The organism is Pantoea sp. GW821-FHT03E06 (genome assembly GCF_059420725.1).
The window spans coordinates 76,394-90,471 of sequence record NZ_JBWKUG010000002.1 but is presented as its reverse complement, the minus strand read 5'-3'; the positions used below and the strand labels follow the sequence as shown (position 1 = coordinate 90,471).

The following is a 14,078-nucleotide window of genomic DNA, read 5'->3' as shown; positions in this document are numbered from 1 at the left end:
AAAAGAGATGGTCTCAGTCAGGACATCAGCGGGAGCATTACCACCAAATCTCCATCTGCGCCCCGAACGTCCACTCATCGTTGTTGCCACGGCTGTTGGTTAAAATGCCGTTGCCGCTGCTGTCGTTAGACGCAAATGAGGTCAAGTCGCCGGCGCTGTCTTTGCTGTAACCCCACTTCTCATCCCACTTGGCGTAAGTGGCGAACAGACGCAATGCCGGACGCGACCAGATGCTATCGCCCGCCTGCCACTGTTGCGCCAGTGTCACTTTGTATTGGCCGTTGCGCTCGCTCACCTGCTGCGACTTCACGTTGTCGTAGCCCACTTCCAGCAAGGTGCTCATGATTGGCGTCCATTTGTACATTGGGCGCACGCCCACGGTGTACCACTCGGTACCGCGGTTGTTATCAAGATCGGTGTTCTGGTACATGGCGACATACATCAGATCCCAGCGTTCGGCGAGGTTGATCGCGCCGTGATCGAGCACGCGGTACATGCTGCCGCTGTTATTGATATTGGTGCCCTGCGGCAACCCTTTGCCCTGCGAGGTCAACGCATCGGTGGCGTATTGCAGCACGAATTTGTTGTAGCCCTTCATCATGCTTTGGGTATGTTCGGCAGTGAACATCCAACCATCTTTGGAGGCGTTATCTTCCAGACGATAGCCATCACGCGCGTTGGCGCGGCCGTAATCGACGCCCAGTTCCAGCACGCCGTCCGGGTTGGTCTCAATGCCCGCCAGACGCACATCGAACACGTCGTTCGCAGTACTGGTGGCGTAATCACGGATCCGATCGCTGGAGAAGGTGTAAGAACCGCCGGCTTCTGAGGAGCGCGTGGCGGCGAACGAAAGTTTACCGAAGCCGAGGTCAACATCTTCCAGACCGGCACCCGGACCGGAGATATCCCAGTAGTAGAAGTCGATCATGTGGACGTCATGGCGCTGATAGAAACGCTTACCGGCCCAGATGGTGGATCCCGGCAGGGCGTCAATCAGGTTTTTACCTTTTACGTTGGCTTCACGAAATGCCGGGGACGTCGCTTCCCAGTCATTCTGTTGTGAGACGGAGTAGGCGACGTTGGTATCGAAATAGAAGCTCTTATCGCCCTCTTTCCACACTTCCTGGCCCAGTTTCAGTTCAGCGTAGGTTTCACATTCGTTCCCCAAACGGTATTTACTTTGAGCACCGGTGGCCTGAAAACATTGCTGTTCCCCGCCGCTGCCGGTCCAGCCGATGCCCGAACGAGCATAGCCGGTAAAATCGACTGCCATTGACGGGGCAGAGAGCGTGCCCGCCGCGATAGCAACCGCGAGAGGGAGTTTGCGCAGAGTTAACATTTTCTATCTCCTGAGGTCATTGCTTTTATTGTTTTGCAGGGCTAAACACCGGGCTCCTGATGAAGCCTGCGACAGGCGCTGCCATCTTCACGGAAAAGATGGCAACGCTCCGGCGGCAGGCCGATGCCCATCAGGGCGCCCTCTTCTACCAGCACGACGTCCTCCTGGCGGTAAACCAGGCTTTGACGAATAGCGGGAATTTGGATGTGAATTTGCGTTTCGTGACCCAACTGCTCGACGACCATCACCTCGCCTTCGAGGGTGACGTCGGCAATATCGCTGGAGAGCAGATGCTCGGGCCGGATGCCTAACGACATGTTGCTGCCCACCTGAACGTCGGCGCTATCGACCGGCAGCCACACCAGCTGCGTGTTGGGTAAGCGCACCTGAACCTGATCGATCGCGGTGGCGGTCACTTTTACCGGTAAGAAATTCATGCGTGGCGAACCGATAAAGCCGGCGACGAAACGATTGGCGGGATAGTGATAAAGCTCGAGCGGCTTGCCGACCTGGGCAACGCGTCCGGCATCCAGCACCACGATTTTGTCGGCCAGCGTCATCGCTTCGGTCTGATCGTGGGTGACGTAAATCATGGTGCGATTCAGGCGCTTATGCAGGCGAGAGATCTCAATTCGCATCTGCACGCGCAGTGCCGCGTCGAGGTTAGAGAGTGGCTCATCCAGTAAAAACACGCGGGGTTCTGCCACCAGCGTACGACCAATCGCCACGCGCTGGCGCTGCCCGCCGGAGAGCGCTTTAGGACGGCGATCCAGCAGATGCGCCAGCTGCAGCACCTCCGCGACCTGGTTGACCCGCTGCTGGACTTCCGCTTTACGCGTTCCGGCCAACTTCAGGCCAAATGACATGTTCTCTGCCACTGAAAGATGCGGGTACAGCGCGTAAGACTGGAACACCATGCCGATGCCGCGCTCCGCAGGCGGCACTTCGTTCATGCGTTGGTCACCAATAAACAGATCGCCGCTGGTGATGGTTTCGAGACCGGCAATCATGCGCAGCAGCGTCGATTTTCCACAGCCTGAAGGACCGACAAACACCACAAACTCCCCTTCAGCTATTTCCAGGCTGATGTTTTTCGACACCTCGGTATCACCCCACACCTTGGAGACGCCGCGTAACGTAACGCTCGACATGATCATTTCCTCTCAGCTCACTCACTCTTGTCCGCAGGTTGGCGGACAGACCCCGGCGACCACTATGGGCAAGGACGTTACGCCCGACATCCTCCACCGCAGCGCATCCGCGTGGGGGAGGAGACGGGAGGAGGAGAACGCGAGGAGTCAGGCGTTAAAGCGCGGAAGGCGATGATTTTTGTGATCGATAACGCAGAGCTGCGCGGTAATTTTGTGCGCCAACCCGTGATAAGGGGGCGGTTTTGTAACGCAGATCACAGTGAATGAGCGGCAGGCGTAGAGATGGGGAGGATGAGAAGCCGAGACAGATACGCAGAATGTGGTGGGTAAAACGATTTCCGTTTCCGCTAACAGGATGGAGTTATGACAATGAAAACCGGTGCACGCATTCTTGCCCTTTCCGCCCTGACGGCCGTGCTGTTTTCAGCTTCCGCCGTTGCCAAAATTGAAGAGGGAAAGCTGGTCATCTGGATCAACGGCGATAAGGGCTATAACGGCCTGGCTGAAGTGGGTAAAAAATTTGAGCAGGAGACCGGCATTAAGGTCACGGTTGAGCATCCGGACAAAATGGAAGAGAAATATCCGCAGGTTGCCGCCACCGGCGACGGACCGGATATCATCTTCTGGGCGCACGACCGTTTCGGCGGTTACGCGCAGTCAGGCTTGTTAGCGGAGATCTCACCGGACGCCACTTTCCAGCAGAAAATTTTCCCGTTCACCTGGGATGCGGTGCGCTTCAACGGCAAACTGATCGGTTATCCGATTTCAGTCGAGTCGTTATCGCTGATTTACAACAAGGATCTGCTGCCTGAGCCGCCAAAAAGCTGGGAAGAGATCGCTGCGCTAGACAAAAAAATGCGCGCGCAAGGCAAGAGCGCCATGATGTTCAACCTGCAAGAGCCGTACTTCACCTGGCCACTGCTGGCAGCCGGTGGCGCCTATGCCTTTAAGCTTAACGATGGCCGCTACGACGTGAAGGATACCGGTGTCGATAATGCCGGCGCTAAAGCGGGCATGACCTTCCTTGTCGATCAGGTGAAGGCGAAAACGCTGAATGCCGATACCGATTACTCCATCGCCGAAGCCGCCTTCAACAAGGGGCAAACCGCCATGACAATTAACGGGCCGTGGGCGTGGAGCAACATTGATAAGAGCAAGATCAACTACGGCGTCACGCTGCTGCCTACGCTCAATGGCAAACCCTCGAAAACCTTTGTCGGCGTGCTGAGTGCGGGTATCAATGCCGCTAGCCCAAATAAAGAGCTGGCGAAAGAGTTTCTGGAAAACTACCTGCTGACCGATGCTGGCCTCGACGCCGTCAACAAAGACAAGCCGTTAGGCGCAGTGGCGCTGAAATCTTTCCAGCAGACGCTGGAGAAGGATGAACGCATTGCCGCCACCATGAATAACGCGCGTAACGGCGACATCATGCCAAACATTCCGCAGATGGCCGCCTTCTGGTACGCCATGCGCACCGCCACGCTAAATGCGCTGAGCGGTCGTCAAAGCGTGGACGCGGCACTGAAAGATGCGCAGGCGCGTCTCAACAAGTAATCCTCTCTACCAGAGCCGGATCGCTCCGGCTCATTACTGGCTGTTAAGGAAAACCGCATCATGTCAGGAAAACCGAAAACAGCACGCTACGGCGCCGTGCTGAAGGCTCTTTTTCTCGGTATCTGCTGTCTGCTGGTCGGCTATCTGCTCGTGCTGATGTATGCAAAAGGTGAATATCTGTTTGCGCTGGTGACGCTGATTATCAGCGCCGTCGGCATCTGGATTTATGCAAATCGTCGCGCCTACGCCTGGCGCTATGTCTATCCCGGGCTGGCGGGCATGGCGCTGTTCGTGCTGTTTCCCCTCGCCTGCACCGTTGCGATTGCTTTCACTAACTACAGCAGCACCAACCAGCTGACGCTGGAGCGGGCGCAACAGGTGTTGCTGAGCCGACAGTATCAGGATGGCTCGGCGCTCAATTTTTCGCTGTTTCCGGCGGGCGATCGTTGGCAGTTGGTGCTGACGGAAGCCTCCAACGGGCAAAGCTTTGTTTCCCCTGCATTTGCCTTTGGCGGCGCGCAACAGCTGAAACTCACCAGCGCCCCGCCGCCTGCCGGTGAACGTGCCACGCTGCGCATCGTCACCAGCAATCGCCAGGCGCTGAACCAGATTCAGGCTGAACTGCCGGATGGTCGTCGCGTGGTGATGAGCTCGCTGCGCCAGTTCTCTGGCACGCGTCCGCTGTTTGTGCTGCAAGCCAACGGCGATCTGAAAAACCAGCAGAGCGGTGCGCTGTATCAGGCCAATCGTGACACCGGCTTCTATCAGAACGCCAGCGGCGAAGCGCTCAGTCCGGGCTTCACGGTGAACAGCGGCTGGAAAAACTTCATCCGTGTGTTTACTGATGAAGGGATTCAGAAGCCGTTTCTGGCCATTTTTGGCTGGACGCTGCTGTTCTCATTCATCACCGTGATCCTGACCGTGGCGGTCGGTATGGTATTAGCCTGTTTGGTGCAGTGGGAAGCGCTGAAAGGCAAGGCGGTGTATCGCGTGATGTTGATTTTGCCGTATGCCGTGCCGGCGTTTATCTCGATCCTGATCTTTAAAGGGCTGTTCAACCAGAGCTTCGGTGAAATCAACGTGATGCTAAAGGCGCTGTTTGGTTTTCAGCCCGCCTGGTTCAGCGATCCGACGCTGGCGCGCACCATGCTGGTGATTGTGAACACCTGGCTCGGTTATCCCTACATGATGATTCTGTGTATGGGATTGCTGAAAGCGATTCCGGACGATCTCTATGAAGCGTCGGCAATGGACGGCGCCGGGCCGATGCAGAATTTCTTCCTGATTACCCTGCCGCTGCTATTGAAGCCGCTGATGCCGCTGATGATCGCCAGTTTTGCCTTTAACTTTAATAACTTTGTGCTTGTGCAGCTGCTGACCAACGGCGGGCCAGATCGTATCGGCACCACCACGCCGGCCGGCTATACCGATTTACTGGTGAATTACACCTGGCGTATCGCGTTTGAAGGCGGCGGCGGGCAGGACTTTGGCCTGGCGGCAGCGATTGCCACGCTGATCTTCCTGCTGGTGGGCGCGCTGGCGGTGATCAATCTGAAAGCCGTGCGGATGAAATTCGATTAAGGAGGCGTTATGGCTATGGTACAACCCAAGTCGCAAAAGCTGCGTCTGTTGATGACGCATCTGCTGCTGCTAATGTTTATTGCGGGGATTCTGTTTCCGCTGCTGATGGTCTTCGCCATCTCACTGCGCGCCGGTAATTTCGCTACTGGCTCGCTGATTCCGGATCAGATTTCCTGGGAACACTGGCAGCTAGCGCTAGGCTTCAGCGTGGAGCACGCCGACGGCCGCGTGACGCCACCGCCGTTCCCGGTGCTGCTGTGGCTGTGGAACTCGGTGAAGATCGCCGCCATCAGCGCCATTGGCATTGTGGCGCTCTCCACCACCTGCGCCTACGCATTTGCGCGCATGCGCTTTGCCGGGCGAGCCACCTTGTTAAAAGGCATGCTGATTTTCCAGATGTTCCCCGCCGTGCTGTCGCTGGTGGCGCTCTATGCGCTGTTTGATCGCCTGGGACAATATCTGCCGTTTATCGGCCTCAACACCCATGGCGGCGTGATCTTTGCCTACCTTGGCGGCATTGCCCTGCATGTCTGGACTATTAAAGGCTATTTCGAAACCATCGATGGTTCGCTGGAAGAAGCCGCCGCGCTGGATGGTGCCACGCCGTGGCAGGCATTCCGCCTGGTGCTGCTGCCGCTGTCGGTACCGATTCTGGCGGTGGTGTTTATTCTGGCGTTTATCGCCGCTGTAACGGAAGTGCCGGTTGCGTCGCTGCTGCTGCGCGATGTGAACAGCTACACGCTGGCGGTCGGCATGCAGCAATATCTCAACCCGCAAAACTATCTGTGGGGCGACTTTGCCGCTGCGGCGGTGTTGTCTGCGATTCCGATTACGCTGGTGTTCTTACTGGCACAACGCTGGCTGGTCAGCGGCTTGACGGCCGGTGGCGTGAAAGGCTAACCCGATTATTATCCTCCTTCCTCAACGTTCACTGCAGTTGAGGTTTTTGGCGGCCTTAGGGCCGCTTTTTTTATTCTGAAGAATTATTGATCATGTTGTTCATCCAACATTTTTAAATACAGACCGTAATTTTCCTCGTCAAAGCAGACCAAATTGACTCGCTCGATTTTGGGGTTATCACGCAAACTTTGGTTAATCACATCCAGCGCGATTTGAGCCGCCAGCGCTTTAGGAAATTTGTAAATACCAGTGCTGATATTGGGAAACGAAACGGTTTGAATGCCATATTCAGCGATCAGTTTAAAACAGCTCAGATAGGCATTTTTCAACAACATTTCTTCGTCATGTTTCCCATCATGCCAGTGTGGTCCAACGGTGTGAATGACATATTTTACCGGCAAATCTCCCGCCGTGGTGATGACTGCATCTCCGACTTTACAGCCACCTTGTCGATTCCTGATTTTCTGGCATTCAGCCAGAATCGCTGGCCCGCCTGCCCGATGGATGGCACCATCAACACCGCCTCCGCCCAGTAAGGAGGTGTTGGCGGCGTTCACAATAGCGTCTGCCGGAACTTTGGTTATGTCATCTTTGAGCAATACTATTTTGTTCATGTTAGTTCTCCTCCTTAAAATCAGCTGTCCTGGACTTTACAGTCACAGCATCAAACGAAATTAAGCGATCATTCTCTCATTCCATCCATCCTTGAACACAATGTTGCCGTCGACATATTTCCATGTGATCGTTTCATATCGTAGCTCAATATTTTCCAGATGCGTGCTGGTCTGGCCGTTTGGCAGCAGGGTCGGAGAGATGCTGGAGATTTTGACGTTATCCAGGAGAATATTAAAATATTCAACTTCAATGCCCGCTTCGTTAATTCGGTACATCTTGATGGTGGCAGATTTCAGCGTTCTGGCCTGACATAATGCACGCAACAGCACCGGCGTTGTTCTATCGAACTCCTTTTGAATGGATATCGGTGCATGAATCCGTGTGGCTGTCAGCCTTCCCGTATGCGAATCCACCGGAATCGTAATATTGTGCATGACCGAATTGAGCTCTATCGAACCAAGTCTTGTCGGCATTGTGCACGAACCCACAATCGGAGAACCACTTTCATCTTCTAACCAGAGATGTGCTGGAGTTGACATATTTAATCCTTTAAATTAACGAAATTTATAAACAAAAAATGTCAGAGCGCATAGATAAAATATCCCCACACTCAACATCCCACTATCTGGATAATAAATTACCTTTAACACGCCAAATATTAAAGTAGTTATAACCGGGCCATAGATACATAACAAAAACTTTCCTTCAGTTATTAACCACTGTTTTAAAAATCTCTTCATGCTTTTCTCATTAATTTCATTAAAACTTCAGCGATCTCATAATCTGAAAGCCATTCGTTTTTAAGTGCGCCTGCACGCATTAGCGTAGTTTCAACAAGGAAATACATCATTTCGAGCTCACGGACATATAATGCGTGATAATAAGGCGGATGCATTAACTGCAGGCGCTTCGCGCTATCTGCTGCATTCTGAACTACCCCATAAATTCCCAAGCCACCGGCCATAACCCCAACGACTTGTCCAATGTTTCTTCCAACAGGTAGCGTAATGTTGAGTCCCGCTACGACCGCAAGAGTCGCGCCCAGACTAAATGAAGATGAAGTGAGTGTACTTGCAGCGATATGGATGTTAGCCCGCATTAGATGCATTTTTATTACTTCAAGCTGCCGGAAGTTTCTGTTTTGCAGTTGATAATCTAAGTATGTTTTTAGCAGTGAGAAAACAATATTTCGCTCTTTTACTAACTGCGCTACCCCCATCAGGAATCGATTATCTTCGATCGCCTGTTTTTTACAAACATCATAATATTCATCAGTAAAACACGATGCATAAAATGAAAGCCGGGTCGCCCCTTTATTGATCTTACTGACTTGATCCGAAACGGCATCAATAACGCCTGCAACCGCATTGTCGAGTTTTTCTGCCAGAATCCTTTGCGCCTGAAGCTGCCGTATCACCGCATCACTGTGGTACATAAATATCCCTATCGTTAATTCTGTTAACCACAAAAACTATAGGGAAATGATAAAATTCAGTGAAGCTAAATTTTAGCCAGTTGTGATCCGTATTCATAAAAATAACATCGCTGAAAACCGCCCTTAGCAATGCGATTTACTCTTTCAACTAAGGAAATTTCTGAGGTAGATCAGTTAGCGTATTATCTATAATTTAATGCGCTAACTCACCGTTGATTAGCACAATTAGTTGCGGCGCGATTATCGCGCGTATTGCTGACAGCACTGCGCCCATCCACATATTGCGCAATAAATTGCGCCGCTACGACGCGTGCAGATAGGTTTATGCGCACGCATCAGCTCATCACCAATCCACCATCCACATACAGCGTCTGCCCGGTGACAAACTCGCTCCAGTCTGATGCCAGAAACAGCACCGGTCCGGTGATATCTTCCGGCCGTGCGATGCGGCGCAGCGGGGTTTGTGCGGTGAGGAAATCGCGCACCTCTTCGCGCGTTGCCTGGCTGGCATCGGTGGGATAAACCAATCCCGGAGCCACGCAGTTGACGCGAATCCCCAGCGGGCCGAGTTCTGTGGCCAGCGTGCGGCTAAAACCGATCAGCCCCGCTTTCGCAGTGATGTAATCGTGATAAGGCACGGAAGGACGCGCCACCAGATCACTGACGATATTGACGATGCTGCCGCGCACCCGTGCGCGCATCAGCGGCAGCGCCGCCTGGCACAGGTTATAGGCGGCTTTGACCGAGCCATCGAACTGTGCCTGATAGGCTGACCACGGCGTTTCCCAGAAACGCTGGCGATGGTCGGTATCAAACACATAGGGGGCAAAGGCGTTGTTGATTACGGCATCAAGGCAGCCGGTGGCGCTGACGATCTGCTCCATCATGGCGTTGACCTGCTGCTCAGAGGTGACATCTGCCGCGATGGCTAATGCCTCGCCGCCCAGCGACCGGCACGCCTCAACCACGCTAGCGGCGGCGTCTGCATTGCGCAGATAATTGACCACCACAAAAGCGCCTTCCGCGGCGAAGGCTTTGGCAAGGGCAGCGCCAATACCCCGGCTTGCACCGGTAACCAGCACCGTACGGTTAGTGAATTTCATTAAAGGCTCCTGAAATATGGGATGTGAATCTTAGAGGTGTCTGGGTATGTATGAATGCGCGCCCTACAAAACGCATATCAGTCTGCATAGGGCGCGAATCGTTCAGCCGCCGCCTCTGCGCCCTGCTCGATCTCGGTGATAGTGACCAGATCAAGCAGGCTAAAACGGCCATCGTGATGCCAGCCCGCTTCAGGCGACGTCATGTCACCGAACGCCGTAATGCGGGTAACACCCGCCTGGCCCAGCAAAGCGGAAAGACGAAACAGTTCGGCAGGCGTTGCAGCCACGCCTGCCGTCTGGAGAACCTGGCGCTGCTGCGCTAACGCCTGTATGGCCTCCTCCAGCGCATCAACGGCGACCACTTTCAGCGTGCGTCCGAGTGCGGAAGGTAACAGCGCTTCCGCTTGTGCCACGCTCACCACCGCCCAGCCGTCGGTGGGATGGCCGTAAAGCGTTCGGCCATCCGCCAGCGCACGCATCTCTTCGCCATTACGCCATGCCGCGAGGCTGTTCATCTCTTCAATAGCCAGTGGGCGGCGCGGATGTTTACGTGCCAACGCGGCAAGTTCATGCGCGATATAGGCGGCGAATTCGTCCGATGACACCGCTCCTCCGCGCTCGACAAACAACATCTGCGGCGAGTAGCAGCCGGCCTGGTCGTAACGCATCACGTCATAAGCCACGCGTCGTGCCAGTTGTGCGCCCTGACGGGTATTGAGCGCCGAGGCGGCTACCAGCCCAACGCTGATTTTATGGCCATGCGGCAGGAAACGCGTGGTGACAGGCAAACGCTGCTGAATGGCGGCGAGCGTGTTGTTGCCACCATAGGCCAGCACCACATCCGCTTGCCGTAACCAGGTCGGCTCAGTTTCCGCGCTGCCGCCCTGCCACCAAACCACCGCCAGACACGCGCCAAGTTGAGGATCGATTTCGGCCAGCAGCTGCGCAAACCAGCTCGCCATCAGCGGTTCATTGCCGGGTAATTTGCCAATGGTGCCGGCCTTCACCAGCAAACCACAAATCAGGCTCCACAGCGGTAAGCCCGGCACATTGCCAGCCCAGATATGCAGCAGGAGTTCCGGGCCAAACGCACGGGCAAAACCGCCTTTGGGCCGTGGCTGAAAATCATCCAGCATCTGCGGATGGGCGAAGTCCTCCGCCAGAAAGCGCTTAAGCTGCGGCTGGCGAAATGTCTTGAGATAACCGGTGAGGCCAAGGCGCACCATGTCTGCGTCATAGCCCGTCACGATCGGCAGCAGCTTTTCGGCCTTAATGCGCAAGGGATGCGTGCGATCCAGCAGTCGCGCCACCGCTTCATCAATAATGGTGATGATCTGCGCCACGCTCAGCTGATGCAGATAGGCGCGCGCATTGGCGCGTACGCGGGCAGTCAGCGCGATGATTTGCGCTTCGTCCAGCGCCGGAACATCCACTTCCACGATCTCACTACCCTGACCAAATCGCAGCGTGTGCCATTGCACTTCGCTGGCGCATAAGCCCGGCAGATGCCCCGCCACTTCTTTCACGGATTCACCTGCGCGGCAGCCAGAAAATCTTCCATGGTCAGTGAGCATCCCTTTGCATCCGCGCCGTTTACCCGTCCAAGCAGGTGAAAACCACCAGGCACGATGATGCCTGCATCCTCCGTCAGCAAAGCGGAAACGGAATTGAAATGGGCCAGATCGTGATGTACCAGCACGCCAACTTCGCCATCGGGCATGTCGTCGCCGGTTAATGGGTTCACAACACGCGTGCGGATCCAGTGCGGGCCGGATTTGACCGGCGGGCAGATTTCATTGCCCTCGTCATAAAATTGCGTGCTGATTTCCGTCATGCCGTACATGTTGATGCACTGCGCGCGTGGAATGCCAAAGGCATTGGCAAGCGATGTGTAAAATGCCTCTGCGGCAACCTCGCGGGATTGGCCTTTAAATCCGCCGGTGTCAAGAATACGGCTGCCGGCGGGAAGGGAGAAACGACGCTGCTGGCGCTGCATTTCGTCCAGCAGCGGTACAAAGCTGTAGCTGGCACCCAGCAGCGCATAGGGTTCACCGCTGTGTTCAGCCTGCTCAAGCGCGGCGAATACGCGTTCCACGTCGAGGCCGTGTTCACCCACCATCACTTCACTTGCGGGTGTACCAAAGGCCTGTACCGCCAGCGCCAGGTATGTCGCCAGCGAGGAGTTCGGCATCGCGACGGTATCCGGAAACAGAATCCCCATACGAATGCGATCGACGCCTGCCATAAAGCGCTGGCGGAAATTCAGCATCATCGAACATTGCCAAACGTCCAGCGTTGGATGGTAGCTGCGACCTTTGACTGTACCGGTGGTGCCGCTGGTCATAAAAACAGCCTGCATCGCTTCGATGGGGCCACAGCTCAGGGTAAAGTCTTTGAAAGCGGTAATCGGAATCGCCGGAATATTGCGCCAGTGTTTGACCGTCAGCGGCGTGCGTCCTCGCTGGATGGCGAAGCGGCGATAGGGTTGGTTGTGGGCGAATTGATAGGCGAAGATTTCGAGGGCCAGCTGGTTGAAATCGTCATCCGAGCTGTCGCTGCGCTGGAGGAAAGCCAGCAACGTTGAGATTATTGCCGATTCGGTCATGTTCGTAGCCACCTTTGCGATTGCATTAAAACTCCCCGGCATCACCCGAAGAGCGCGAACTGTCCGCTACAAAGCACAAAGATGGAATCAGGGCGTGCAAGCCCTGCGGTTCCGCATCCCTACGCCGGTATTAGCCGGATCAGGTTCGGAGGGTCACTACGATGCCAGTAAAAAACACCAGCCGGTAGAATCTCAGCCCCCTAACAGGGCACCCCTTGGAACAAGCCGCAGTCTAGGATGGCGCCTGATGATGTGTCAATAGGAGTAAAAAGACGGCTGATGTTGCACGGCATCTTTGCCTGACCGGCATTTATTGCATGTTGCCTTATACTTAGTTCATGGCTTTGCGTAAGAGGTGAAATATGGCGGGCGGTTGGTCTGATGATGGTGCAGTAAACAAACAAATTGATGCCACGGTAGATGATGCAGTGGCACGGGCGCGCAGTCATCTCGGACACGGTGAAAGCGCCGAGTTTTGCGACGAGTGCGGCGCTCCCATCCCGGAAGCGCGCCGTGCGGCGTTAAAGGGCGTGCGTTACTGTGTAAATTGTCAGAGTAACATCGATAAAAAACAGGCGGCGATTGGCGGTTACAACCGTCGCGGCAGTAAAGATAGCCAGCTAAGGTAATCAAAAGATGATCTCCCCAACAAGAAAAGTACATACCCCCAGTGACGCTAAAATATGTCCTTTGAAAATAAAATGTCCTTTGTTAACTTTGCGAGTGGCGTGGCCGATATAACACCGTCTTCAATGGTGGTGTTGAAAAGCATTACCCTCAACTGACTATCGGTGATCGTTTCCTTTAAAATCCCCTCCAACGATTTCTTATAATTTTGATTGTATAAGTTTGACTTCGTGAGCAGGTTAGCAACATCCTGCTTATGGTTTTCATATATTTCGGCCGCATTGAAGAATGAAAGCTGGTGATAATAATCATTGGCTTTATTTAATGAGATAGATATGTCACTTGGATGATAAACAGTTTTAACACTCTCTGTGTTGATGAGGAAGATGACATCATCATTATTTTTATCAACGTAAGGATACTTATAGGGAAAAAGAAAATCTCTTTTCAAGATCGTATTGCAGTATGCACAAGAAGGAATGAAATTAGCTAACGTCAAGGAGAATAAAGAAAATACTGACTTATTATAGAAATGATCCAATTGCGCGATGGCTTCGCCTTGTTTGTCTTTTTTGTAAGTCTCGATGTACTGCCTATTACAATAAGGACAGATTGGGACATTTATTTTTTGAATAATATTATACCTCGTTTCTTTATCAATAAAAGAATAATCAAATACCTCCTCGAAATTAACGTTAATTAATTTTAATTCTTTAAGAATCAGATCATAAAACGCCCAGTACTTTTCATTACTTTTTTTGGCATCATCGATAAGATTTGCGTTTACCAGCCCAATCAGCGGAGTAATACTGTTACCTCTGAGGTCACGGTAAATGCCCTTCATTTCATGATTCTTTACATTCACAAGAGATTGGCGTTTAACATAATCAAAATACGCTTTCCCTTTGATTAAAAAATCTTTCAACAATAAATACCCGGAGATAAATAATTCTCCTTTCAACCCTTTAAGATTATTGTTGTCAAAAGGGTTAGTCAGGATAACTTCGATAAAATCATTGTCTAGCGACACATTATTTGGCAGAGTAAGTAATTTATGCTTAATGGTTAACCGCTTGCTGGCTGGTAAGGTCATCTTTTTTGAAATGAGATCGATGTAATTCTTAACGAAACTTTCATCATCAAATGGCGTACTGGCGAGATTGATCAT

13 protein-coding genes and 1 riboswitch are annotated in these 14,078 nt (G+C 53.2%); of the genes, 4 read left to right on the top strand and 9 right to left on the bottom strand.

Annotated features, from left to right (window positions below; all coding sequences use genetic code 11):
* Positions 1-37: 37 nt before the first annotated feature.
* Together AC07WB_RS20020 and malK are read right to left on the bottom strand one after the other, a co-directional pair.
* A complete protein-coding gene (locus AC07WB_RS20020) occupies positions 38-1,339 on the bottom strand; it encodes a maltoporin (protein WP_097098285.1) in 1,302 nt (433 codons plus the stop codon).
* Positions 1,340-1,380: 41 nt separating this feature from the next.
* Positions 1,381-2,490 (bottom strand): maltose/maltodextrin ABC transporter ATP-binding protein MalK, encoded by a 1,110-nt coding sequence (malK, locus tag AC07WB_RS20015; protein ID WP_494941131.1) that lies wholly within the window; start codon positions 2,488-2,490, stop codon positions 1,381-1,383.
* A gap of 363 nt (positions 2,491-2,853) precedes the next feature.
* Between malK and malE the strand changes: the two genes are divergently transcribed.
* The 3 genes from malE to malG are packed head-to-tail and all read left to right on the top strand — an operon-like array spanning position 2,854 to position 6,525.
* Positions 2,854-4,044 (top strand): maltose/maltodextrin ABC transporter substrate-binding protein MalE, encoded by a 1,191-nt coding sequence (gene malE, locus AC07WB_RS20010; protein ID WP_141400280.1) that lies wholly within the window; start codon positions 2,854-2,856, stop codon positions 4,042-4,044.
* A 60-nt stretch (positions 4,045-4,104) separates the two neighbouring features.
* Positions 4,105-5,625: a maltose ABC transporter permease MalF gene (malF, locus tag AC07WB_RS20005; protein WP_494941130.1), complete on the top strand. Its 1,521-nt coding sequence runs from the start codon at positions 4,105-4,107 to the stop codon at positions 5,623-5,625.
* Positions 5,626-5,634: 9 nt separating this feature from the next.
* Positions 5,635-6,525, top strand: coding sequence for a maltose ABC transporter permease MalG (gene malG, locus AC07WB_RS20000; RefSeq protein WP_097098281.1), 891 nt, complete (start codon positions 5,635-5,637; stop codon positions 6,523-6,525).
* A gap of 83 nt (positions 6,526-6,608) precedes the next feature.
* Here malG and AC07WB_RS19995 read toward each other — a convergent pair whose 3' ends face one another.
* The 6 genes from AC07WB_RS19995 to AC07WB_RS19970 all read right to left on the bottom strand — a co-directional run bounded on the left by AC07WB_RS19995 (position 6,609) and on the right by AC07WB_RS19970 (position 12,283).
* The gene (locus tag AC07WB_RS19995; RefSeq protein ID WP_494941129.1) at positions 6,609-7,139 is read right to left on the bottom strand and encodes an O-acetyl-ADP-ribose deacetylase; all 531 of its coding nucleotides are present in this window, start codon (positions 7,137-7,139) and stop codon (positions 6,609-6,611) included.
* A 60-nt stretch (positions 7,140-7,199) separates the two neighbouring features.
* Complete coding sequence (locus tag AC07WB_RS19990; RefSeq protein WP_494941128.1) at positions 7,200-7,679, bottom strand: Hcp family type VI secretion system effector; 480 nt, start codon at positions 7,677-7,679, stop codon at positions 7,200-7,202.
* A gap of 197 nt (positions 7,680-7,876) precedes the next feature.
* Positions 7,877-8,575 carry a hypothetical protein gene (locus AC07WB_RS19985; RefSeq protein WP_494941127.1) on the bottom strand — a complete coding sequence of 233 codons (699 nt, stop codon included), beginning with the start codon at positions 8,573-8,575 and terminating at the stop codon, positions 7,877-7,879.
* Positions 8,576-8,910: 335 nt separating this feature from the next.
* On the bottom strand, positions 8,911-9,678 hold the full coding sequence (locus tag AC07WB_RS19980) for a 3-oxoacyl-ACP reductase (RefSeq protein ID WP_400457234.1): 768 nt from the start codon (positions 9,676-9,678) through the stop codon (positions 8,911-8,913).
* 77 nt (positions 9,679-9,755) lie between these two features.
* Complete coding sequence (locus tag AC07WB_RS19975) at positions 9,756-11,204, bottom strand: acyl-CoA reductase (RefSeq protein ID WP_494941126.1); 1,449 nt, start codon at positions 11,202-11,204, stop codon at positions 9,756-9,758.
* Positions 11,201-12,283, bottom strand: a complete 1,083-nt coding sequence (locus tag AC07WB_RS19970) for a LuxE/PaaK family acyltransferase (RefSeq protein ID WP_494941125.1) — start codon at positions 12,281-12,283, stop codon at positions 11,201-11,203. Before AC07WB_RS19970 ends, AC07WB_RS19975 begins: the two co-directional genes overlap by 4 nt.
* A gap of 99 nt (positions 12,284-12,382) precedes the next feature.
* Positions 12,383-12,509: riboswitch (TPP riboswitch) on the bottom strand.
* Between the two features lie 136 nt (positions 12,510-12,645).
* Between AC07WB_RS19970 and AC07WB_RS19965 the strand changes: the two genes are divergently transcribed.
* A complete protein-coding gene (locus AC07WB_RS19965) occupies positions 12,646-12,912 on the top strand; it encodes a DksA/TraR family C4-type zinc finger protein (RefSeq protein WP_097098273.1) in 267 nt (88 codons plus the stop codon).
* 47 nt (positions 12,913-12,959) lie between these two features.
* Here AC07WB_RS19965 and AC07WB_RS19960 read toward each other — a convergent pair whose 3' ends face one another.
* On the bottom strand, positions 12,960-14,078 hold the full coding sequence (locus AC07WB_RS19960) for a hypothetical protein (RefSeq protein WP_494941124.1): 1,119 nt from the start codon (positions 14,076-14,078) through the stop codon (positions 12,960-12,962).

Excerpts from the sequence above, each read along its gene's own strand:
- AC07WB_RS20020 (WP_097098285.1), bottom strand. The coding sequence starts at position 1,339 with ATGTTAACTCTGCGCAAACTCCCTCTCGCGGTTGCTATCGCGGCGGGC.
- malK (WP_494941131.1), bottom strand. The coding sequence starts at position 2,490 with ATGTCGAGCGTTACGTTACGCGGCGTCTCCAAGGTGTGGGGTGATACC.
- malE (WP_141400280.1), top strand. The coding sequence starts at position 2,854 with ATGACAATGAAAACCGGTGCACGCATTCTTGCCCTTTCCGCCCTGACG.
- malF (WP_494941130.1), top strand. The coding sequence starts at position 4,105 with ATGTCAGGAAAACCGAAAACAGCACGCTACGGCGCCGTGCTGAAGGCT.
- malG (WP_097098281.1), top strand. The coding sequence starts at position 5,635 with ATGGCTATGGTACAACCCAAGTCGCAAAAGCTGCGTCTGTTGATGACG.
- AC07WB_RS19995 (WP_494941129.1), bottom strand. The coding sequence starts at position 7,139 with ATGAACAAAATAGTATTGCTCAAAGATGACATAACCAAAGTTCCGGCA.
- AC07WB_RS19990 (WP_494941128.1), bottom strand. The coding sequence starts at position 7,679 with ATGTCAACTCCAGCACATCTCTGGTTAGAAGATGAAAGTGGTTCTCCG.
- AC07WB_RS19985 (WP_494941127.1), bottom strand. The coding sequence starts at position 8,575 with ATGTACCACAGTGATGCGGTGATACGGCAGCTTCAGGCGCAAAGGATT.
- AC07WB_RS19980 (WP_400457234.1), bottom strand. The coding sequence starts at position 9,678 with ATGAAATTCACTAACCGTACGGTGCTGGTTACCGGTGCAAGCCGGGGT.
- AC07WB_RS19970 (WP_494941125.1), bottom strand. The coding sequence starts at position 12,283 with ATGACCGAATCGGCAATAATCTCAACGTTGCTGGCTTTCCTCCAGCGC.
- AC07WB_RS19965 (WP_097098273.1), top strand. The coding sequence starts at position 12,646 with ATGGCGGGCGGTTGGTCTGATGATGGTGCAGTAAACAAACAAATTGAT.
- AC07WB_RS19960 (WP_494941124.1), bottom strand. The coding sequence starts at position 14,078 with ATGATCAATCTCGCCAGTACGCCATTTGATGATGAAAGTTTCGTTAAG.